Origin of the sequence: Pseudomonas sp. NFACC10-1 (assembly GCF_900119195.1) — a bacterium.
Lineage (GTDB): Bacteria > Pseudomonadota > Gammaproteobacteria > Pseudomonadales > Pseudomonadaceae > Aquipseudomonas > Aquipseudomonas cerasi.
On sequence record NZ_FPJB01000006.1, the window covers coordinates 278,682 to 298,740 of the forward strand.

Consider the following 20,059-nt stretch of genomic DNA (forward strand, 5'->3'; position numbering starts at 1 on the left):
GATGTTTTCAGAAGAATCGGGACATTGTGCCGAGAGACTGGTTGCCCTTGGCGGCCCGGCGATTCAGAATCCGGTCATTGTGTTTCCATACATCGAAGGCCTCCATGAGTTTGTGCGCGACCGCCGTTGGGCGCCCCGATTTACGATCGGTCGATATCGATCGGATGTTCGAGATTTATTCTGCCTGCTATCAGGATACCTGCCGGGTTCGATTCGAGCAGGATCTGGATGACAAAACGCATTGTGTCGTTTTGCGTGACACCCATGACACGATCATGGGCTTCACGACGCTGAAACTGTTTGAAATGAGCTGGGACAACCAGCCCTGCAAATTCGTCTTTTCCGGAGACACTATCATCACCCCTGAACACTGGGGCAGCCAACAACTCGCCTTCGCCTGGTCACGACTGGTGGGCGACCTGTGGCGTCAGTCTCCCGATGTCCCCCTGTACTGGTTTCTGATCTGCAAGGGGCATCGAACCTATCGCTATCTGCGGGCAATGGTACTGGATTACGCACCGCGTGCGGGTCATTCGACAGCGCCTCGTGTTCAGGCCCTGATGGATCACTTGGCACATGCGCGTTTTGGCGATGCCTACGACCCGGCCACCGGCGTGCTGTCATTCAAGTCACCGCAGGGGCGCCTCAGCGCGGAGCTTGCACTGATCTCGGAAAATCACGCGAAGCTGCCGGAAGTCGAGTACTTCCTGCAAAAGAACCCTGGTTACGCCGAGGGCGACGAACTGGTTTGCCTGTGTCGTCTTGACCCCGAAAACCTGCGACCGCTGGCTCGACGGCTGTTTGTGAGCGAGCAGTATTCGACGTGCTGATTCGTCGGGCCGGTGCGGCGGACAATTCGCAACTTCTCGACTTTCAACGGCGGCACACGATGCGCGGGAGCATGCCGCTGCGTTTTGATCGTAGCCCGGACTATTTCGCCCTGCATCGCTGTCATGCCGACGATCAGCGCACCTGGATCGCAGAAGGTCCGGAGGGCGAGCTGCGCGGCTCGGCCAGTCTGGTGGTACGTGATGGTTACCTGCACGGTGGTGTCGAGCCGGTCGCGTATCTGGGCGATCTCCGACTGACGCCCGATCGCAGGTTGTCCCGGTCATGGATGGCTGAGGTAGAGGCGCGTCTGGCGGATCTTTCCCGTGAAACAGGCGCACAGCATGCCTATTGCTGCATCATCCGCAATAACGCTCTGGCAACCCAGTCACTGTTGGGAAGACGACGAGCAAACCCGCTGAAACTCGCACACTGGCGTGGCTACAGTAATGTCTCAGTGTACGGCCAGCGTGGCTTGAGTAGCGTTCCCCGTACGAGCGCCAAGGTGAGGGTGGTACGGGCAGCTCCCCGGTATCTGGATGCGCTGAGGGCGTTTCTCGATAGCGAGTCATCCCGACAATCGTTCGGCTGTGTGTTCACCGAGGCGGAATTTGAGCGCAGGCTCAGCCAGTGGCCGGATTTCGGCATTGACTCGTTTCTGCTGGCTGTCGATGACCGCGACAACCTGCTTGGCTGCGTCGCGCCTTGGGACGCCGGGAAGATAAAACGTATCGTCGTCGAACAGATGCCCCTGACGCAGCAGTTACTGCGCCTTGGCTACAATGCGCTCGCCCCTCTGGCAGGCCGACCGGGTATCGCCGCGCCTGGCCAGGCACTGCGGGATATCTACCTGACCCACCTGCAGGTTCGCCAGCGTGACCCCGAGGTATTTTGCGCACTGATGGATATTGCCTGGAAGCAGGTACGCAACGACTACTCGCTGATGCAATTATGCCTGTACGATCAGGACCCGCTGTGGAAGGCAATGCATCGGTATCACGCCTTTTCCTTGCCGATGGACCTTTACACGGCACCCTGCGGTGGCCACGCAGCCGAGTTTACCGAGGCTTGTGCGGCGAGTATTCCGGGCTTCGAAATCTATCTGGTGTAGAGCCTTCTGGCGCACGTGTCTGGTGAAGGATGTCGAGCAATGTCCGCCAGAATCTCGCCGGGTCAAAGCCGGGGCCGCCCAGTATTGGCTGACCATGATCCAGGTCCGGCAGGCAGACCTGCGGGACGCCTGGCAATGCCAGGTGTTCCATGTAGAACTGACCGTCATGTGCATGCCCGGGACGCAATGCATTCAGGCGCTGATGATGAGTATCGAAATGTGAGCGCCGCGCAGCGGACCAACTGACGACATGCAGGCAGTGCAGCGTGTCGGGCAGGGCGGAGAGCATTTTGGCAACCTGTGGGTCGCGGCGGCTGCTGATGTCCCGGGTACCCGCAGCCAGCGGAGCGCTGTTGATCATCACTTGACGGAACCTGTCCATGCGATAGCCTCGGCCAGCGCCAGCGGCGCCGTGACCCAGCAGCGCATCGATGATCGGCGATGGCCCAGCGGGCGGCTGCACCAGAGCGATGCCGTCACAGGCGTCGAGCAGATGCTTGTTCTGTGACAGCGCTGCCAGTGTATCCAGGCCACCCTTGCTATGAGCCAGCACCACAAAACGCTGTCCTGGTTTGAGTCGGTTGCCGAGTAGGGTCGCGATGTGCCTGCCTTGCGCGATCACACCGCGAGAGGAACGCACCGGCATACGCAGGACATCGTGGCCCGCAGAGGTGAGGGACCGGGCGCAGGCGCGATTGCAGTAGAGGATGAATTCCGAGTAGAGACCTGCAACCAGCACGACCAGGGTGTCCTTTGGCAGAGCGGGCAAGGGCGCTTGCCAGCGCTGCAGGAACAGATCGGTCCAGTCCAGCTCCGCAGGATGACGCACGAACGCAGTAGCCGGGAAATGCCTTTGCCATTCCTCGAAGCCCTCGGGTTTCCAGATCGTCCTCATGCGAGCCGGCCCCGAAAGCTGCCTTCAGCGCTGTTCATCAAGTGCCTGGCGAGCGTTGTCGAGCAGTTCGCGTGTGTCGATTCGGTCAGGATGGAAGCCAGGCACGAACCAGAACAGCCCGGCAGGCACGATGCGCGAAAGCAGGCCGGGATTGACGAACAACCACCACTGCAGGCGCAGCCATTCGCGCCAGTTGCGGTGTTGCCGGTCCCCGCGCACGAGGTAATAGGTAAAGTAAGTAAGGTCGAAAGTGAAATACACCGAAAGGCTCGTCATCGCCACCCAACGAAGCAGGTAACGCCGTAGCGGGTTACGTTCCACTTTGCACAGCACGTCATAGGCGACCGCCTTGTGCTCGATCTCCTCCATTGCGTGCCAGCGCCACAGGCGCGCCATCGTCGGGTCGGCGCCTGCCATGAATGCCGGGTTTCGCAAAATCTGCTCGGACAGTATTGCGGTGATGTGTTCAAGGCTGGCCGTCAACGCCAGACGAAAGCTGGCCGGTAATCGCTCGCTTTCCTTTCTGCGTCGCAGCAGCATGCGTTCCAGTTTTTCGACCGGCGCGCCTTGTGCGCCCAGAAGCAGGTTATAGGCACGGTGTTCGCGGATGTGCGACGCCTCCTGATAGACGAAATCGTCGACGGCCTTATCCAGAACGCTGCCTTTGTCGAGCTTGTGGCGAAAGTGCACCACACTCTCGATGAAGATTTTTTCCCCCTGAGGAAACATGAACGACAGACAATCGAAAAAGCGCGTGGTATGCGTCCGGCCGCCATGCCAGTAGCGCGGGATACTGTCATCGAAGGTGAAGCGTATTGATCGGTGCCTGATCGCCTGCGGGGAGAGCATGGCCGCCGAGCGCCTGGACAGGATGCGTTTGAAGAGCGACATGGGGCTCGGCTTACCGTGATATCAAGGTGCACAGTGTGCCAGACTCCGGCAGGCTTGAAACTGCCGAATAACCATACTGGCGCTAGGGCAGGTATACTTCCGTGCTTTCGAATGTGGTCATTCAGGCGCAGTTATATATGGATATTCACCCGGCACGCCGTTTCGACAAGGCCAACCTGGCTGTGCTGGCGCTGCAGACGCTGTTCTGGGGCACTACGCTTACCTGGCTGTCCAACACCGGCGCAGGTCCATGGAAATGGCTGATCCTGATTCCGTTCTGTCTGGTCATGCAGGGTGTGTTCTCGATGATGCACGAGGCATTTCACAGCCTTGCGCACAGCGACAAAACTGTCAATTACCTGATGATGTGGTGGGCCTCGACCCTGTTTGGGGCATCCGCGACGCTGATCCACATCAATCACCTCGGGCACCACTCACGCAACCGCACACGTGCCGAACTGGCCGATTTTGCGATGCCGGATGAATCGCTGCTGCGTAAACGTTTGGAATACTATTTTGCGGTGCTCGGTGGTATCTGGTTGGCGGCGTTCGTCGGCAGCCTGCTGCTGCCTTTGCTGCCGCCACGTATAGCTGATCGATGGTCGCAGAGCGGTGAGGTCAATACTTACGCCGCAGCATTCAGGGATTTCTCGATCAGCGACTTTCGGCGCATCCGTAAGGAAGTCATCATCGGCATTATCGTCTGGTTGACGTGTGCTTACCTGTTTGGCTGGTCTTGGGAAGTGGTTCTGATTGCCTATATCGCGTTCGGTTTTTCCTGGTCATCGCTGCAATGGGTCTATCACATGCGCACCCCGATAGATGTCGTGGAAGGTGCCTACAACATGCGCGCGCCGCGCATGGTCCGCTGGGCTTTCCTCAACTTCAATTACAACCTGACTCACCACCGCCATTCACAGATGCATTGGCAGCACATGCATGCGGCATCCAATCCAAAGGAAACCCGACCTCTGTGGTTCGGCTGGCTGCAGGTGTTCATGCCTCCGCAGCGACTGCCCGATGACCTGACCCAGCTCGACAAGACCTACTTTTGATGCTTGTGGGTGATGATGTGAAAAGGGCCTTGTGGCGCTCGTTCATGGGCAGTGCTAACGCCACGCTCGATCACTGGCAGCGTCTGTTCGAGCAGCCTGAGGAGTCTCAGCAGCGTTTACTGCTGCGTATGCTGTCGGCTAACCGTGACTGCGCCTTCGGCCAAGCCCATGATTTTGCCGGAATCCGCGATGCCGAAGAGTTTCGCAAGCGGGTGCCGCTACACAGCTATGCCCAATTGCAACCCTGGATCGAGCGTGCGCAGCATCAACAAGGGCCGATACTGACCGCCAGTGCGCCGTTATTCTTCGAGCGCAGCAGCGGCAATAGTGCACTGCAGAAACACATCCCTTATACGCAGGAATTCCTTGGCCAATTGCAGGCTTCCCTGACGGTATGGCTGGCCGATATGTACCGCCAGGTCCCGGAAATTAGCCACGGCAGCGGGTATTGGTCCATGTCGCCGCCCATGCAGCAGCCGGCAATGACGGCCAATGGCATACCGATCGGCAGTGTCAGCGATCTGCAATATCTGCAAGGCAGCGCAATCGCCGGGCTGGCCGGCACATTGCTGATTCCTGAACTGGCCAGCGACGTGGCGCACTGGCGCAGACAAACGCTGCTCGCCCTGATTGCAGATGCCGGGCTGAGCTTTATCAGCGTGTGGAGCCCGACGTTTCTGACCAGCCTGCTACAGCCACTGCTCGACACTGAATCGCCTAAAAGTCGGCAGATAGTTGCTTGGCTTGAAAAAAGGTTGCCGGCAAATCGCCAGAAAGCCTTGCGTCACGCCCTTACTCACGGAGTATTCACCGAGTTGTGGCCTGGTCTGGCGGCGGTAAGTTGCTGGATGGACGGGCCGAGTCGAGTATACGCCCAGCAACTGGCTTCGCTTTTCCCTCAGGCACGCTGGTTAGCCAAAGGATTGTTCGCGACCGAAGGCGTGGTCAGCCTCCCGTTTGGCGAAGGGGCTGGCTGCCCGTTGGCGATAGGCAGTCATTATCTGGAATTCATCGGGGACGACGGGCTGTCAAAAGAGGCTCACTCCCTGCGCATGGGTGAAACCGCGCAAGTGCTGCTGACTACCGGTGCAGGTCTTTACCGGTATGCATTGGGTGATCGGGTGCGCGTAGTCGGTAAGCTCGCCGGGACGCCGCGTGTGGAATTTGTCGGGCGTTGCGCAAGTGCCTGTGACCTGGTGGGCGAGAAGCTCGATGAGCAACTGGTCGAGCGAGCCCTTGCGCAATGCATAGACGTAGCCGACAGCGCATGCCTGATACCCGACTCCAGCAGTACACTGCCGCATTATGTGGTGCTGCTGTGTACCTCAACGACGACACTGGCAAGCATTTGCCGCAATGCGTTGGCCAACAATATTGAAATGGTCCTGCAGCGCTCCTTTCACTATGCACATGCGCGCACGCTGGGTCAGTTGGGCCCGGTGCGTCTGCGTTTTGTCTGTGGGGGGGCGCAAAAACTCGCAGAATTGCTGCAGCGCGCTGCGGAGTCGACGGGTATTCGTGCAGGCGACGTCAAGCCGCGTGCATTGATCAGCCGTCTGGACACGGCTGACGCGCTTCTTGCAATCACGGAAGAATCTGAATGCCCGCAACCTTGATCAGTGAAACCGATACCCGTGACGACGGCACGCGTGAGCAGTGGTATGTGGCGTGCACGCAGAAACAGTTGCGCAAAGGCAAGCCATACAGGGCCAGGATACTCGGCCTGAATATCGTTCTGTTTCGCCAGCGCGACGGGCAGCCCGCTGCATTGCTGGACCAGTGTGTGCACCGTGGCACAAGGCTGTCAGCTGGCAAAATCACCGATGATTGTCTGGTGTGCCCGTATCATGGCTGGCGCTATGACGCGAACGGTCAGGTGGTGCATATTCCCAGCGTAGACGCCAAGCAGGGCGCAGCGAAGTCGCCTGAGTATCGCTACCGACAGCGCCATTTTGCCGTCTGCGAACAGGATGGCCTGGTCTGGGTTTACACCGGCGCGCGCGATGCTCGCCAAACACCGATATTCCGGCTGCCTGCTTATGGCGAACGGCCGTGGCAATCCTATTTCATGATCAACACCTTCGACGCCGATGTCGGCAGTCTAGTGCAGAATTTTCTGGACGTGCCGCACACGGTGTTCGTTCACGAGGGTATTTTTCGCTCCAGCAGTGGTCGAGCCATGGAAGCGACGCTCTCCTGTAAGGCTCAGAGCATCGAGGTTGTCTATCACGACGAAGTCGACGAGATAGGGATGATGCAATGGCTGACCAACCCGGACGCCGAGCCGCTTGTGCATACGGATCGTTTTCTGGCGCCTAACGTGACGTTTTGTGATTACCTGTGGGGAGTGCGCTCAGGCTTCCTGATCGTGAGCCAGATCACGCCTGTCGATGATCGCCAGTCGCGCGTCTACACCTACATTGCCTATCGTTTTCCGATTCCAGCCTGGGTGCTGAGGATATTGCGTCCTTTTATCCATCTGTACACGCACATTGTGATTCAACAGGACGTCAGAATCATTCGGGCGCATCGCGAAGGGCTCGACAATGCGTCTGGTTTCAAGCCGTGCAATGTGCCTGCCGATGCAATCCATGTGGGCGTCGAGCAACTGCTTGCTGCGGTCCGGCGCGGCGAGGCGCTGCCGGAAGCACAGCGCCGCGAGCGGCGGATTCGATTCGAGCTTTGATAGTGCGGTGTTTTAACGGTCTTTCAGCCTCGGCTGCACTGAATCCGCCAGTTGCGTCAGTATCAGGCAGCACGACACCGCGCCTGCATCCAGCACGCCGAGCGAGCGTTCGCCGAGGCGACTCGCCCGGCCTATCTTCGCGATCAGATCGCGGGTGGAATCGCGCCCTTGTGATGCTGCGCTTTTCATTGCATCGAGCGCTGCACTGAATGATTCACCCCGGGCGTGGGCCTGCTCGAAGGCTTCGACGGCCGGAATCAGTGTATCCATCAGGCATTTATCGCCGACGCCGGCTTCGGTGATGTCCTGCAGTGAAGTGAGGCCGCCACGCAGCAGTTTGGCGAAGGCCGCGGCATCGATCTCCTCGCAGCCGCGTACCTGATCGGCCATGCCGATAAACAGGCTGCCATACAGCGGGCCCATGGATCCGCCGATGCCTTCCATCAGGCTCAGGGTCAGCTCATCCAGCGCCTCGGCGAGGCTCAATTGGCGGTCTTCGATGGTACGGCCGCAGTGGGCGAAGCCCTTGGCCATATTGATGCCATGGTCGCCGTCACCGATCGCGCCATCCACTTCGCTGAGGTATTCGCGGTTGGCGACGATCACGCTCACCAGGTCGGCAACGATGGCAGTGCCATGTTGGGTAGAGAATTGCTCGCTCATGGTTCACTCCGCCTGGGTCATTCCGATGGAACGGCAAGGGTGGTCGATCAGGGTTTTCAGTTCGGCGTCCAGGCCAAGCAGCGTCAGGGTTACCCCCATCATCTCCAGCGACGTGAAGTAATTGCCCACGTAGCAACGATGGATTTTCAAGCCCCGAGCCTTCAGCAGACGCTCCACTTCGGCGTAGAACACGTAGAGTTCCATTACCGGTGTTGCTCCGAGGCCTGAAACCAGCACGACTACGCTGTCGTCCACGCTGAAATCCCGGTCGGCCAGAATCGGCGCGAGCATGCGTTCTGCCATGGCCGCCGCAGACTCGATGTCGATGACTTCGATACCCGGTTCGCCATGGTGACCGATGCCCAGCTCCATTTTGCCGTCGGGGATCTGAAAGTTGGGTTTGCCGACCGCCGCGATGGTGCAGGGCGTCAGGCCGATACCGATGGATCGGCATTGATCCACGGCCTTTTGCGCGACACGGATCACACCGTCCAGATCGTAACCGTGCGCGGCCGCAGCGCCGCCGACCTTCCACATGAAAATTTCCCCGGCCACTCCGCGTCGCTTGGCGATATCGGCTTTCGGCGCCGAGGCCACATCGTCGTTGGCTACCACGGTGCGCACTTGCAGGTCTTTGCTGGCGGCCATTTTCATCGCCAGCTTCACGTTCATATTGTCGCCCGCGTAATTGCCGTACAGGCAGGCGATGCCTGCCCCGTGATCGGCCGCGCGAAAGGCGTCGAAAAAGCTCTTGGCAGTAGGCGAGGAAAAAATCTCGCCGACCGCTACCGCATCTACCAGCCCTGGACCGACATAGCCGAGAAAGGCCGGTTCATGACCCGAGCCGCCGCCGGTAACGATACCGACGCGCCCTTGCTCCGAAGGCCGGGTTTTGCTGATGACCCGTGGATTACCGTCACTTTGCGACAGTTCGGGGTGCGCTACCAGAATGCCGCGCAGCATGTCCTCGACCACCTGGTCCGGATCGTTTATCACTCGGTTCATAACGCGATTTCCTGTGTTCTTTTTATAAGGATCGGGCGGATCAGGGTTCCAGAACCACCTTCAATGATTTATCGCCGCGCTCCATGACGGCAAACGCCTCCTTGAACTCCGCCAGGGGAAATTTGTGCGTGACGACGTCGCGCATGTCGATCTTGCGGTTGCCAATAAAATCAATGGCGCGCGGGTACATGTAGGGGCCGAGGTGAGAGCCGAGTACGTCCAGTTCCTTGCGGTCACCGATGATCGACCAGTCCACCGTGGCTTCATCGTTGAATACGCTGAACTCGACAAAGCGTCCGAGTTTGCGCAGCATCGCCAGGCCCTGATTGACGGCCTTGTGGTGTCCGGTGGCCTCTATATAGATGTCGCAGCCGTAGCCGTCGGTTATCTCGCGGATTTTCGCCTGCACGTCGACCTCGGCCGGGTTCCACACCTCATCGGCGCCCATGCGCAGGGCGAGGGCAGCGCGCTCGGGCTTCATGTCGAGAACGATGAGCTTTTTCGGGTTGCGCATGCGTACTGCGCCAATGATCCCGAGGCCCAGTGTGCCGGCACCGGCGACGACTACAATGTCGTCGAAGTCGACATCGGCCCGTTCGGCTGCGTGCAACGAGCAGGCCAGAGGTTCGATGAGAATGGCTTCGTCCGGGGCGATCGAGTCGGGCACCTTGTGAATGATGCCTTCCCTGGTAAAAATCATGTACTGGGCCATGGCACCCTGCACGTTGTTCTGAAAGCCGTAAAGGTCGTGCTTCTGGCACATCCAGTACTGTCCGTGGTTACAGAAGCGGCAGCCCCAGCACGGCACGATCTGTTCGGAGATCACCCGGTCGCCGATCTGCACGCCACGCTTTTCGGCACCAGGGCCGAGCGCCACCACGCGACAGACGAATTCATGGCCGGGAATCATCGGTGGTTTGACGTAGCGAGGCTGCTCGGCATCGCCCCAGAACGAGGGTGCGCCGCGATAGGTCTTGATGTCGCCCATGCAGATGCCACACAGCTCGACCTTGGTCAGGATTTCGTCGGGGCCGGGAGTCGGCACATCCACGGTTTCCAACCGGTAGTCTTCCGGACCGTGGCAGACCACGGCCTGCATGGTTTTCGGGATGACCGGTGAAAGTTGTTCGGCAGTGCGTTCGGTGACGGTGGACATGACGATGAACCTCACGACAGAAAATGAATTACTGGATGCTATAGCCGCCGTCGATCACTACGTTTTCGCCGGTGATCATGCTGGCGGCGTCGCTGAGCAGGTACAGGGCCAGCCCGGCTATTTCCTCCGGCTGGGCGAAGCGGCCCGCCGGGATCTGCGTTTTGGCCCGTTCTCCGACTTCGCCCGCCCAGGCTTTTTTGCCCAGCGCGGTCTCGACGATGGTGGGCGAGATGGCGTTGACGTTGATGTGCGGCGCCCACTCCATGGCCAGGACTTTGGTCATGCCGACCACTGCGGCCTTGCTCGCGCAGTAGGCGACGTGCCTGTCCAGGCCAATGACCGCGGCCTGCGAGGCAAGGTTGACGATGCGTCCGCTGCCTTGGCCGAGCATGTGTCGCGCACAGGCCTGGGCGACGAAGAAACTGGCCTTGAGGTTGATGTCCAGCGTCGTGTCCCAGGCCTCTTCGCTGACGTCGACAGCCTTGTCCAGCAGGGCAACTCCGGCACTGTTGACCAGATAATCGATGCGCTTGAAATGCTCGAAGACGCTGTCGATGGTGCTGTTGACCTGATCGATCCGGCGCAGGTCGACGGCAATACCGAGGTGCCCGCTGCCCAGGCCGGCGGCAACCTCGGCCACTGCCGGATCACGGTCCAGCAGTGCGACCCGCGCCCCGCGTGCGACCAGCAGGCTGGCACAGGCAAGGCCAATCCCGGCTGCTCCGCCGGTGATGACCGCACAACGGCCATTGAGATCGAACGCCTTGTTCCAGAATTCAGACATGAAGATGACTCCTGTAGCGCTGTTTTTTTGAAGATTCAAACACGTTAGCTTTTGATTCTGGCCGAAGGCCGTGGGAGCGAACTTGTTCGCGAAGAGGCCGGTATGACCGCCGAAAATGCGTCGTTTGAAATACTGTCTTCGCGAACAAGCGAAGCGTCGCCCGGTTCGCTCCCACACCCTTCGGGCAGAAGCGGGAATCTCAGACCGGTTACTTGCCGCCGCTGACCTGCTTGTACAGCGCGTCGGCGTTGGCATCGGTGACTGGCACCCAGGGCAGGATGTAGTTCTTGTCGGTGCCATCGCCCCATTTGACGTCCTTGGCATAGCGCTCCCAGATCACTGACTGCGGCTTGTAATCCTTCCCGGCCAGGGTGCGAAGCGCGACATCGAGGGCACCCTGGGACTGGGCCTGGGCGTCTTGCAGGAAGGTCGTGATTTCGTTTTTCTTCGCCGCCTGGATGGCGTCAGGCATGCCGTCAATGGAGGTGATCGGCACATCGGAAGGCTTTAGATTGCGGGATTTCACCGCTTGCAGGGCGCCGAGAGCCATGTCGTCGTTTTGCGAAATGATCCCGGAAATGCCGCCGTTCTGATGCGCGTTGAGCCAGTCTTCAGTCAGGGTCTGGGCTTCGGCCCGGGACCAGTTGGCGGTCTTCTTCTCGATGATCTTCATGTCCGGGTGTTTGCTCAGGACCTCCAGTTCGCCTTTTTCCCGATCAATTTGCGCCGATTGGCCAATCGGTCCCTGGATGATCACCACATTGCCTTTGCCCTTGAGCTTGTCGACCATGGCCTGCGCCTGCAGCCGACCACCCTCGACATCGTCGTTGCCGACATAAGGCACCTTGTTGCCGGCAACCCGGGTGTTCGACGCGATGACCGGAATGTCGTTTTCCATTGCCCTGGCCACAGTGCCGACGCCGGCCTTGGTGTCGATGGGCACGAAAATGATCGCATCGTAATGCTGGGTGATCATGGTCTCTATTTGATTGTTCTGGGTCAGCGCATCGTAGTTACCGTCGAACACGGTGATTTTCACGGTGCCATCCTTGACCGCCGGATGCTCCTTGAGCTCACGCACCCAGTTCTGCATGAACTGGCCCTTGAGGCCATACACCGCCGCGCCGATCTTGTAGGTCTTGCCATCGGCGGCCATGGAGATACTGCTGGCAAGCAGGGAGAACGCCGCGACCGCGGCCAGGGATGTACCGAATTTCATGATGAGAACCTCGTTATTGTTGTAGTCAGTCGTTCATGCCGGTTTAGCGTTTTTTCTTGCGCCACACATCAATCAACACTGCAAACACGATGATCAGGCCCTTGGCGACCTGCTGGTAATAGGAGGACACGCCGAGCAGGTTCAGGCCGTTGTTGATTACGCCGATCAGCAGTGCGCCGAACAGCGTGCCGACGATGCTGCCGGTGCCTCCGGACAGACTGGTGCCGCCGATGACCACTGCTGCGATGGCGTCAAGCTCGTAGGACATGCCAGCCTGGGGCAGGGCGGAGGTGGTTCTGGCGGACAGCACTACACCTGCCAGTCCGGCGAGCAGCCCGGAAACCACGTACACCGAAAACATCACCTTGCGTACGCCGATACCAGAGGTGCGTGCGCTCTTTTCGTTGCCGCCGACGGCGTACACGTAACGGCCGTAGGTGGTGTAGCGCAGTACCATCCAGAAAATCAGCGCGACCACCGCGAAGATAATGATCGGCACACCAATCGGGCCGACGCGGCCGATACCCAGCGCCAGGTATTCTTCGGGCAGGTCGGTCACCGGGCTGCCGTCGTTGAGGATGAAGGTCATGCCGCGGGCAATACTGAGCATGCCCAGGGTGGCTACAAACGGTGGAATCGAAAGATTGGCAACCATGAAGCCATTGACCACGCCGAGCATGGCGCCGGCGAACATGCCCGCACTGACTGCTGCCAGCAAACCATAGCCCTGGGTGGCGACCAAGGCGCTGCACAATCCAGCGAACGCCAGAATCGAACCGACCGAAAGGTCGATGCCCTTGGTCAGGATCACGTAGGTCATGCCGACCGCGAGAATGCCGTTGATCGAGGTCTGGCGCAGGATGTCCATCCAGTTGCGCCAGGTCATGAAATATTCGCTGGCAAACGCCAGTACCAGGCACAACAGAATGAACACCAGCGGCAGCCCGAAACGGTCGAGAGACAGGCGCAGGCGGCTGCGTGGAGACGTGGAGGCTGGGGCAATGATGGTTTTGGCATTCATGAGGCAAGACTCAACAGGACTTCCTGGGAAAGATCGGCATCGCTGCTGATAGTCACCAGCCTGCCACCCTTGAACACGGCGATTCGGTCACTCAGGCGCAGCAGTTCCGGCGCTTCTGAAGAGACCACGATGGCGGCTCCGCCAGCGCGTACGAACTGATCCAGCAGGTGATAGATTTCCTGCTTGGCACCTTCGTCGATGCCCCGGGTCGGCTCGTCGCAGAGCAGGCACACCGGTTCGGTCGACAGGCATTTGGCGAGGACGACCTTCTGTTGGTTGCCGCCGCTCATCGACGCGACGGGCAGATCCAGCGACGTCGTCTTGATCTGCAGGCGCTTGACCATGTCTTCGGCCAGCTTGTGTTCCTTGCGGGCATCGATCAGCGACCAGTTCGACAGCTGCCGGTAAGCCGACAGCGCGATGTTGGACAGGATGCTGCCACTGAGTACCAGGCCGCTGTCCTTGCGGTCTTCGGTAACCAGTGAGACGCCCGCGCGAATGGTCGCTTTGGGCAGTCCGACCGGCATTGGCTTGCCTTGCAGGGTGACGCTGCCGGCGTCAGGGGTGGTCAGGCCGTACAGGCAGTTGAGGAACTCGCTGCGACCCGAGCCCATCAGCCCGTAAATACCGAGAATTTCGCCGTGACGCACTTGCAGGCTGATGTCTTCGAACTCGCCGTTGCGGCTCAGGCCCTCGACCTTCAGGCAGCATTCGACCGCGCATTCTCGGCCGACCTTGTGATCTATACGCTGCAATTCCTGGCCGACGATGCCGCGCACCAGGTGGGCCCGGTCGATATCGGCCATGCGTCCGCTTTCGACAAAGGCGCCGTCTCGAAAGATGCTGTAATCGTCGGCAATCTGTGCCAGTTCGCTGAGGCGGTGGGAAACATAGATGATGCCCGCGCCCCGGGCGGCAAGCCGGCGGATGGCCTTGAACAGTGTTTGCGCCTCACGCTCGCCGATGGCCGAAGTGGGCTCGTCCATGATCATTACCGAACAGTCATGGCTGAAGGCCTTGGCGATTTCCACCAGTTGTATCTGCGCCACACTCAGCAAATGCATGGGGCTGGTGGCGTCGACGTCGAATTCCAGTTCGTCCAGCAGTGCACGGGTGCGTCGGTTCAGTTCCTTGCTGTCGACAATGCACCCGGCCCGACGCGGCTCGCGGCCCAGCCAGATGTTCTCGGCGACGGTCATGAAGGGGATGGGTTCCAGCTCTTGGGTGATCATCGCAATCCCGGCAGCCAGGGCATCGCCGGGGCGATTGAACTGCACTGGCTCGCCGTTGAGCAGGATGGTCCCGGCATCGCGCTGGGTGATGCCCATCAGAATGCTCAGAAAAGTGGACTTGCCCGCGCCATTGCCGCCGCACAGGGCGTGCACGCTTCCGGCTCGCAATGAGAGACGCCCGTCACGCAAGGCGGGGATGCCAGCGTAAGCCTTGGTGACGTGTTCAGCCTGGAGCAGTAATGGCTTGGCCATTGGCGTGTCCTCGTGCTGTGAATTCTTATTAGGTGCTGATGCGTTGCTCAGTGAGCATATGTGTACCAAATGAAATTCTGATCAGTCAATCTGTTTCCTGTAAAAGTTTTCAAGTGTTCGTTTAAAGGCAATCCTGCGGCAGTTCTGAGCTTTTGTTCAGGATTTGTTGGAAAACTTGCTTGACAGAACCAGGCTAATGTTTCAGAAATGACTGATCGGAATTTCACCGATTGAACATTTGGTCAGATAATAAGACCTCGGCAGCGGAGCCTGATGCCATGAACACACCTTTCCCGGTGGCTATCGGATGTGATGAAGCGGGTTATGAACTCAAGGAATTGTTGAAGCGCCATATCGAGTCGCTGGGTTATCCGGTGACCGATTTCGGTACTCATTCCACGGCACCGGTGCTTTACCCGGACATCGCCCTGGCCGTGGCCACAGCCATTAATGCCGGGCAGCAGCGGCTTGGCGTGCTGGTCTGCGGGACCGGAATAGGCATGGCCATCTCCGCCAACAAGGTCTTAGGCATTCGTGCGGCCCAGGCCCACGACACCTACTCGGCTGAGCGGGCGCGCAAGAGCAACGATGCGCAAATTCTTTCCATCGGTGCACGGGTGATCGGCGCGGAACTGGCGAAAAGCATCGTCAAATCGTTCCTGGAGTCGGAGTTCGAAGCCGCGCGCTCCGGCGCCAAGGTCGAGCGCATCAACGCGATAGAGCGTGACGGGCATCAATAGTCAGTGGACGGGACAGGGCGCGAGTAGGGAGAATGTGCCTTTGACGCCGAAACGGAAGCCCGTCCACATGAGTGACAGTACCCAGCGCATGGCCAGCGACATCGATCTGATGACTGAAGTCGCGATGCTCTATTACCTTGAGAACGTCACTCAGGAAGCCATCGCCAAACGCTTTGACCTGTCGCGCGCAAAAGTCAGCCGACTGCTCAAACGCGCACGCGATGAAGGGATTGTCGAAGTACGGGTGCTGCAGCACCCGGCGATGAACAACGAGCTGGAACTGGCGCTGGTCGAACGGTTTCAGCTGGACAGGGCGTTGATTGCAGTCGACCACAGTGACCCGGATACTCAGCGCTCGGCGGTCGCCAGTCTGGTTGCCAACTACCTCAACAAGACCCTTGGTGACGGCATGATCGTCGCCGTGGGCATGGGCCGCAATGTGGGTGCGGTCGCGGACAACGTGTTCCTGCCGGTGACGCGCAACTGCACATTTGTCTGTGCTATTGGCGGCTCGCTCAAGGCGGGCGAGTACATGAACCCCGACCACATTTGCCGCCGTCTGGCGCTGCGGTTCGGTGGCGAAAGCGAAAGCCTGTACGCTCCGGCGCTGGTCGCCAACCCTGAGCTGCGCAGTATTCTGATCAGCAACGACACTGTGCGCTCGACGCTTGACCGCGCACGGCGTGCCGACATGGCGCTGATCGGCATTGGTGACATGAGCGAAAACAGCAACATGGTGCGCATGGGCTGGTTCTCTCCGCAGGAAATCGCTCAGGCCAGGCTGTCCGGCACGGTGGGCGACATGATGGGCTATGACTTCATCGACATTCACGGCCAGCCTGCGGTCAATGCCATACAGGGCAGGGTAATCGGCCTTACCGTGCAGGAATTGTTTCGTATCCCCGATGTAGTGGCCATTGCCAGCGAAAACACCAAGGCCGCCGCCACGCTGGGCGCCTTGCGTTCAGGCGTGATCAACACCCTGGCAACCACCGTCACCAACGCCCACACCATCCTTGCCCTGGATGACGCGACACGCAAAAACTGACACTACGGACGAAATCCGTGGTCGAAAATGTCGCGGCGCAAGATTGAATAACAATAAAGGGCAAGGAAGATGATTCTCAAAGTGACCGGTATCGTGATCGCGATACTCAGCCTCATTCTGCTGTTAATGGGCGCGCAATTGGTGGCTGCTGGCGGTTCACCGGCCTACTCGGTGATTGCCCTGGGTTTGCTGGCCACAGCAACCCTGGTATTCCTGAAAAGAAAATCGGCGCTTACCCTGTATGCCGTGATGATGTGGGGGATTCTGATCTGGATCATCTACGAAGTCGGCCTCGACAAATGGCAGTGGATTCCTCGCGGCGATCTGTTTGGACTGATCGGCCTGTGGCTGGCCATGCCTTGGGTAGTGCGGCCGCTTTATCAGGCGCGCTCAAGTACCGATAACCGTCGTTTTCACCCGTTGCTTGGCGGAACGCTTTGCGCAATGCTGCTGATCGTGATTGCGCTGATGTTTCACGATCCGTACCCGCAGCAGGGGAGGATCGACAACGTGGCGACCACCCGCAGCGCCGACTCGGCAGGCAGTGATTGGGCCGCGTATGGCGGAAGCAACGCGGGCCAGCGTTTCTCCAGCCTCAATCAGATCACCCCGGACAACGTCGGCAAGCTGTCGGTGGCCTGGGAATACCATACCGGCGACCTGCGTGATGAGGACAAGGACGCCGGTGAGTACACCTTTGAAGCCACGCCGCTCAAGATCAACGATCGGGTGTACGTGTGCACGCCTCATAACGAAGTGCATGCACTGAACCCGCAGACCGGGCAACTGGCCTGGAAATACACCCCCGAGAAAAAACGCTCGTACCTGCAGCAGCACCAGACCTGCCGCGGCGTCAGCTACTATTCTGCGGCCTCCAGCCCGGCTGGCCAGCCACAACAGCCTGCTCAATGCGCCAAACGCATCATTACCGCCACCGCAGACGCCAGACTGGTAGCGCTTGATGCCGACACCGGCAACCTGTGCAGCGACTTCGGCAGCGGCGGTGTGATCGACTTGAGCGTCAACATGGGCACCATCCGCCCGCACGCGCTCATGCAGACCTCCGCGCCACTGATTGCGGGCGAACTGATCGTGATCGGCAGTTCGATCATGGATAACGGTTATAACGACGGCAACCCGTCCGGAGTGATTCGCGCCTACGACGTCATCACTGGCAGGCTGGTGTGGAATTTCGATCCGCAAAATCCGAAAAACACCCAACCCATAGCGGCTGACCAGAGCTATCCGCAGGACACGCCGGTCGCCTGGGCAACCCTGAGCGCCGATGTCAAAAACGGTCTGGTGTACGTCCCGTTCGGCAACGCTTCGCCCGACGAAACCGGCACTCGGCGTAACCCTGACAGCAATACCGAGCAGTTTCGCGATGCGCTGGTGGCTCTTGACCTGAAAACCGGTGCGCTGCGCTGGAGATTCCAGACTTCGAACAACGACCTCTGGGATCGCGATAACCCATCACAGCCCTCACTGCTGGACCTGGGAAAGGACGGCAACCGCCAGCCCGCGGTGGTATTACCGACCAAAGTCGGCAATATTTTCGTGCTTGACCGACTGACCGGCGAGCCGATCGTGCCTGTCGATCAGGTCAGTGTGCGCACCGAGGGTGGTGTCGACGGCGAGCGCTTTGCACCCACCCAGCCGGTCTCGCGACTTAACTTCATTCCTCCCGTACTGACCGAGAAGTCCATGTGGGGGGTTACGCCTTTTGACCAGATGGCTTGCCGGATCGCCTACAACAGACTTCGTTATGACGGCAATCCGTGGACACCGGCCACCGAGTCGGGATCATTGATCTATCCCGGCAACATAGGCGTGTTCAACTGGGGCTCGGTGGCCGTCGATCCTGACCGCCAGGTGCTGATCGCCGCACCGGTACGTCTGGCGTATGTCTACAACCTGATCAAGCGCCCCGAGCAGGCCCAGGAAAAACGTCTGTTCACTCAGGAAGGCAAACCCTACTGGAACGAGAACTTCGACGGGGACTATGCCATCCGTATTTCCAGATTCGCCTCAAGCCTTGGCATCCCGTGCACAGCGCCACCGTGGGGAACCATGGCCGGGGTCGATCTCACGACCGGCAAGACCCAATGGATGCGCCGGGTCGGCACGACCAAAAACCTCAAGACCAGCTTCATGCAGGAGCGTTTCCCGGTTGGCTTTCCAATGGGCATGGTCGCCCATGGCGGTCCGATGGTGACAGCAGGCGGATTGGCCTTTCACGGTGCAACGGCGGATAACTTTTTCCGCGCCTATGACGTCAATAATGGCGAAATGCTCTGGGAGCATGAGTTGCCCGCAGGCGGACAATCCATTCCTTCGACGTATACCGGCAACGACGGCAAGCAGTACGTGGTCATTGCTGCCGGCGGTCACGGATCGCTCGGTACGACATTGGGCGACAGCGTGATTGCCTTTCGGATTGATTGAAGGCAGAGGCGTATGCGCGAGAAGGGCCTCTAATGGCCCTTTTTTCGTGGGGCGTATCGCTGCCGGTCAGGCACCAGAACATGCGAGCTTCAATCACCCGCCATCCAGCGTGCCAGACCATGTCGTCCGCTGACGCCCAGTTTGGCGGTAGCGCGCTTGAGGTAGGTCTCCACCGAACTGTTCTTGACCTTGAGGCGCTGTGCCATTTCCGCCACGGTGCCGCCGGTCAGCAAGCCCAGGCAGACTTCCTGCTCGCGTGCTGAAAGTGTGACCGAGTCCTGTGCCAGCCTGCCACTGAAGGCCTGATCCAGCGAACCAGGTTCCGGCTCGAGCCGCGCGGCGTTGCTGCTGGACTGAGCAAGACTCTGTGCGTGATGCTCGACCAGTGGCAGCAGCGTGTCGGAGAGACTCTTGAGCAAGGACAGCTCAGTCAGGGAAAACGCCCGCAGCGCGGTCAGCCGATAAAAGCAGATGATCAGTCGACGTTCACCGTGGCTGGACACCAGATTGCACTGGTGGGTGTTGTGCTGAGGGTGTTGCGCGCTCAGCGGGGTCCTGAGCTGGACAAGCAGCGGGTCCTGCATGTTCAGAATGCTCGAGAGCAGAGGATGGCCGGTGTCCTCGCTGTGGGGAGGATCATGCTGCAGGCCCGCGCTGCCCAGCAGATTGATACGACTGATACTGCTCTCGCGCAGGTCCAGCGTCCATTCACTGAGGCCAAGCCCGTGAATGGGCACCAGCGAATCCACCAATTGCAGCATGTGCCCGGCAAAAGTGTCGTCGCCTGTACTGGATACCAGCTTGGCCAGTTGCAGATAAAAGCGTGGGTCGTCGTTGTACTCGAAATGTTGCGCCGTGTTCATCTTGAGCTTTCCTGATTCCGACCGCGCAAAGACGGACCATGTCGACTGCTGCGCGGCAACTACTGATTGCACTTACTGATAAGCCTGATGATGGCACTTGGTCTTTGGGTATTCAGCCTAAGCTTTCATCCTGCGTCTGTAACAAAAAACAGGGACAGGATTGCA

General features: G+C 59.4%; 18 protein-coding genes. 8 read left to right on the top strand and 10 right to left on the bottom strand.

The window, feature by feature from the left end; genetic code table 11:
* The first annotated feature begins 164 nt into the window (after nucleotides 1-164).
* Together BT119_RS18655 and BT119_RS18660 are read left to right on the top strand one after the other, a co-directional pair.
* Nucleotides 165-830, top strand: coding sequence for a hypothetical protein (locus tag BT119_RS18655; protein WP_003434027.1), 666 nt, complete (start codon nucleotides 165-167; stop codon nucleotides 828-830).
* Complete coding sequence (locus BT119_RS18660; protein ID WP_003434026.1) at nucleotides 824-1,939, top strand: hypothetical protein; 1,116 nt, start codon at nucleotides 824-826, stop codon at nucleotides 1,937-1,939. The genes BT119_RS18655 and BT119_RS18660 overlap by 7 nt, the downstream gene beginning before the upstream one ends.
* Here the strand turns inward: BT119_RS18660 and BT119_RS18665 are convergent.
* On the bottom strand, nucleotides 1,887-2,834 hold the full coding sequence (locus tag BT119_RS18665) for a hypothetical protein (protein WP_003434024.1): 948 nt from the start codon (nucleotides 2,832-2,834) through the stop codon (nucleotides 1,887-1,889). The two genes, BT119_RS18660 and BT119_RS18665, sit on opposite strands and share 53 nt — an antisense overlap.
* 24 nt (nucleotides 2,835-2,858) lie before the next feature.
* Nucleotides 2,859-3,725 (bottom strand): metal-dependent hydrolase, encoded by an 867-nt coding sequence (locus tag BT119_RS18670; protein WP_175550593.1) that lies wholly within the window; start codon nucleotides 3,723-3,725, stop codon nucleotides 2,859-2,861.
* A gap of 137 nt (nucleotides 3,726-3,862) precedes the next feature.
* Here BT119_RS18670 and BT119_RS18675 point away from each other — a divergent pair, with 137 nt between their 5' ends.
* From BT119_RS18675 to BT119_RS18685, 3 genes are read left to right on the top strand one after another with little or no spacing between them, the layout of a single operon-like run.
* Entirely contained in the window at nucleotides 3,863-4,780 is a 918-nt protein-coding gene (locus BT119_RS18675) for a fatty acid desaturase family protein (RefSeq protein WP_003434020.1), read from the top strand.
* The gene (locus BT119_RS18680) at nucleotides 4,780-6,396 is read left to right on the top strand and encodes a GH3 family acyl-acid amido synthetase (protein WP_003434019.1); all 1,617 of its coding nucleotides are present in this window, start codon (nucleotides 4,780-4,782) and stop codon (nucleotides 6,394-6,396) included. The genes BT119_RS18675 and BT119_RS18680 overlap by 1 nt, the downstream gene beginning before the upstream one ends.
* Nucleotides 6,381-7,466: an aromatic ring-hydroxylating oxygenase subunit alpha gene (locus BT119_RS18685; RefSeq protein WP_003434017.1), complete on the top strand. Its 1,086-nt coding sequence runs from the start codon at nucleotides 6,381-6,383 to the stop codon at nucleotides 7,464-7,466. Before BT119_RS18680 ends, BT119_RS18685 begins: the two co-directional genes overlap by 16 nt.
* A gap of 12 nt (nucleotides 7,467-7,478) precedes the next feature.
* Here the strand turns inward: BT119_RS18685 and dhaL are convergent, their stop codons facing one another.
* From dhaL to BT119_RS18720, 7 genes are all read right to left on the bottom strand, one after another.
* On the bottom strand, nucleotides 7,479-8,129 hold the full coding sequence (dhaL, locus tag BT119_RS18690; protein WP_003434015.1) for a dihydroxyacetone kinase subunit DhaL: 651 nt from the start codon (nucleotides 8,127-8,129) through the stop codon (nucleotides 7,479-7,481).
* A 3-nt stretch (nucleotides 8,130-8,132) separates the two neighbouring features.
* A complete protein-coding gene (locus tag BT119_RS18695) occupies nucleotides 8,133-9,134 on the bottom strand; it encodes a dihydroxyacetone kinase subunit DhaK (protein WP_010202455.1) in 1,002 nt (333 codons plus the stop codon).
* A 40-nt stretch (nucleotides 9,135-9,174) separates the two neighbouring features.
* A complete protein-coding gene (locus BT119_RS18700; protein ID WP_003369582.1) occupies nucleotides 9,175-10,290 on the bottom strand; it encodes an erythritol/L-threitol dehydrogenase in 1,116 nt (371 codons plus the stop codon).
* Between the two features lie 28 nt (nucleotides 10,291-10,318).
* A complete protein-coding gene (locus BT119_RS18705) occupies nucleotides 10,319-11,074 on the bottom strand; it encodes an SDR family oxidoreductase (protein WP_003434013.1) in 756 nt (251 codons plus the stop codon).
* 208 nt (nucleotides 11,075-11,282) lie between these two features.
* Nucleotides 11,283-12,293 carry a substrate-binding domain-containing protein gene (locus tag BT119_RS18710; RefSeq protein WP_054081434.1) on the bottom strand — a complete coding sequence of 337 codons (1,011 nt, stop codon included), beginning with the start codon at nucleotides 12,291-12,293 and terminating at the stop codon, nucleotides 11,283-11,285.
* A 43-nt stretch (nucleotides 12,294-12,336) separates the two neighbouring features.
* Complete coding sequence (locus BT119_RS18715; RefSeq protein ID WP_003369589.1) at nucleotides 12,337-13,314, bottom strand: ABC transporter permease; 978 nt, start codon at nucleotides 13,312-13,314, stop codon at nucleotides 12,337-12,339.
* The gene (locus BT119_RS18720; RefSeq protein ID WP_003434011.1) at nucleotides 13,311-14,798 is read right to left on the bottom strand and encodes a sugar ABC transporter ATP-binding protein; all 1,488 of its coding nucleotides are present in this window, start codon (nucleotides 14,796-14,798) and stop codon (nucleotides 13,311-13,313) included. The genes BT119_RS18715 and BT119_RS18720 overlap by 4 nt, the downstream gene beginning before the upstream one ends.
* A gap of 278 nt (nucleotides 14,799-15,076) precedes the next feature.
* Between BT119_RS18720 and rpiB the strand changes: the two genes are divergently transcribed.
* The 3 genes from rpiB (at nucleotide 15,077) to BT119_RS18735 (ending at nucleotide 19,031) form a co-directional block, all read left to right on the top strand.
* Nucleotides 15,077-15,538, top strand: a complete 462-nt coding sequence (gene rpiB, locus BT119_RS18725) for a ribose 5-phosphate isomerase B (RefSeq protein ID WP_003434010.1) — start codon at nucleotides 15,077-15,079, stop codon at nucleotides 15,536-15,538.
* A gap of 67 nt (nucleotides 15,539-15,605) precedes the next feature.
* Nucleotides 15,606-16,586, top strand: a complete 981-nt coding sequence (locus tag BT119_RS18730; protein WP_003369595.1) for a sugar-binding transcriptional regulator — start codon at nucleotides 15,606-15,608, stop codon at nucleotides 16,584-16,586.
* A 69-nt stretch (nucleotides 16,587-16,655) separates the two neighbouring features.
* A complete protein-coding gene (locus tag BT119_RS18735) occupies nucleotides 16,656-19,031 on the top strand; it encodes a glucose/quinate/shikimate family membrane-bound PQQ-dependent dehydrogenase (RefSeq protein ID WP_072366599.1) in 2,376 nt (791 codons plus the stop codon).
* A gap of 89 nt (nucleotides 19,032-19,120) precedes the next feature.
* Here BT119_RS18735 and BT119_RS18740 read toward each other — a convergent pair whose 3' ends face one another.
* Entirely contained in the window at nucleotides 19,121-19,894 is a 774-nt protein-coding gene (locus tag BT119_RS18740) for a helix-turn-helix transcriptional regulator (protein WP_003369600.1), read from the bottom strand.
* Nucleotides 19,895-20,059: the final 165 nt, after the last annotated feature.

What these genes read in the sequence shown, in the direction of transcription:
- BT119_RS18655 (WP_003434027.1), top strand. Translation starts at nt 165, where the DNA reads ATGTTCGAGATTTATTCTGCCTGCTATCAGGATACCTGCCGGGTTCGA.
- BT119_RS18665 (WP_003434024.1), bottom strand. Translation starts at nt 2,834, where the DNA reads ATGAGGACGATCTGGAAACCCGAGGGCTTCGAGGAATGGCAAAGGCAT.
- BT119_RS18670 (WP_175550593.1), bottom strand. Translation starts at nt 3,725, where the DNA reads ATGTCGCTCTTCAAACGCATCCTGTCCAGGCGCTCGGCGGCCATGCTC.
- BT119_RS18675 (WP_003434020.1), top strand. Translation starts at nt 3,863, where the DNA reads ATGGATATTCACCCGGCACGCCGTTTCGACAAGGCCAACCTGGCTGTG.
- BT119_RS18680 (WP_003434019.1), top strand. Translation starts at nt 4,780, where the DNA reads ATGCTTGTGGGTGATGATGTGAAAAGGGCCTTGTGGCGCTCGTTCATG.
- BT119_RS18685 (WP_003434017.1), top strand. Translation starts at nt 6,381, where the DNA reads ATGCCCGCAACCTTGATCAGTGAAACCGATACCCGTGACGACGGCACG.
- dhaL (WP_003434015.1), bottom strand. Translation starts at nt 8,129, where the DNA reads ATGAGCGAGCAATTCTCTACCCAACATGGCACTGCCATCGTTGCCGAC.
- BT119_RS18695 (WP_010202455.1), bottom strand. Translation starts at nt 9,134, where the DNA reads ATGAACCGAGTGATAAACGATCCGGACCAGGTGGTCGAGGACATGCTG.
- BT119_RS18700 (WP_003369582.1), bottom strand. Translation starts at nt 10,290, where the DNA reads ATGTCCACCGTCACCGAACGCACTGCCGAACAACTTTCACCGGTCATC.
- BT119_RS18705 (WP_003434013.1), bottom strand. Translation starts at nt 11,074, where the DNA reads ATGTCTGAATTCTGGAACAAGGCGTTCGATCTCAATGGCCGTTGTGCG.
- BT119_RS18710 (WP_054081434.1), bottom strand. Translation starts at nt 12,293, where the DNA reads ATGAAATTCGGTACATCCCTGGCCGCGGTCGCGGCGTTCTCCCTGCTT.
- BT119_RS18715 (WP_003369589.1), bottom strand. Translation starts at nt 13,314, where the DNA reads ATGAATGCCAAAACCATCATTGCCCCAGCCTCCACGTCTCCACGCAGC.
- BT119_RS18720 (WP_003434011.1), bottom strand. Translation starts at nt 14,798, where the DNA reads ATGGCCAAGCCATTACTGCTCCAGGCTGAACACGTCACCAAGGCTTAC.
- rpiB (WP_003434010.1), top strand. Translation starts at nt 15,077, where the DNA reads ATGAACACACCTTTCCCGGTGGCTATCGGATGTGATGAAGCGGGTTAT.
- BT119_RS18730 (WP_003369595.1), top strand. Translation starts at nt 15,606, where the DNA reads ATGAGTGACAGTACCCAGCGCATGGCCAGCGACATCGATCTGATGACT.
- BT119_RS18735 (WP_072366599.1), top strand. Translation starts at nt 16,656, where the DNA reads ATGATTCTCAAAGTGACCGGTATCGTGATCGCGATACTCAGCCTCATT.
- BT119_RS18740 (WP_003369600.1), bottom strand. Translation starts at nt 19,894, where the DNA reads ATGAACACGGCGCAACATTTCGAGTACAACGACGACCCACGCTTTTAT.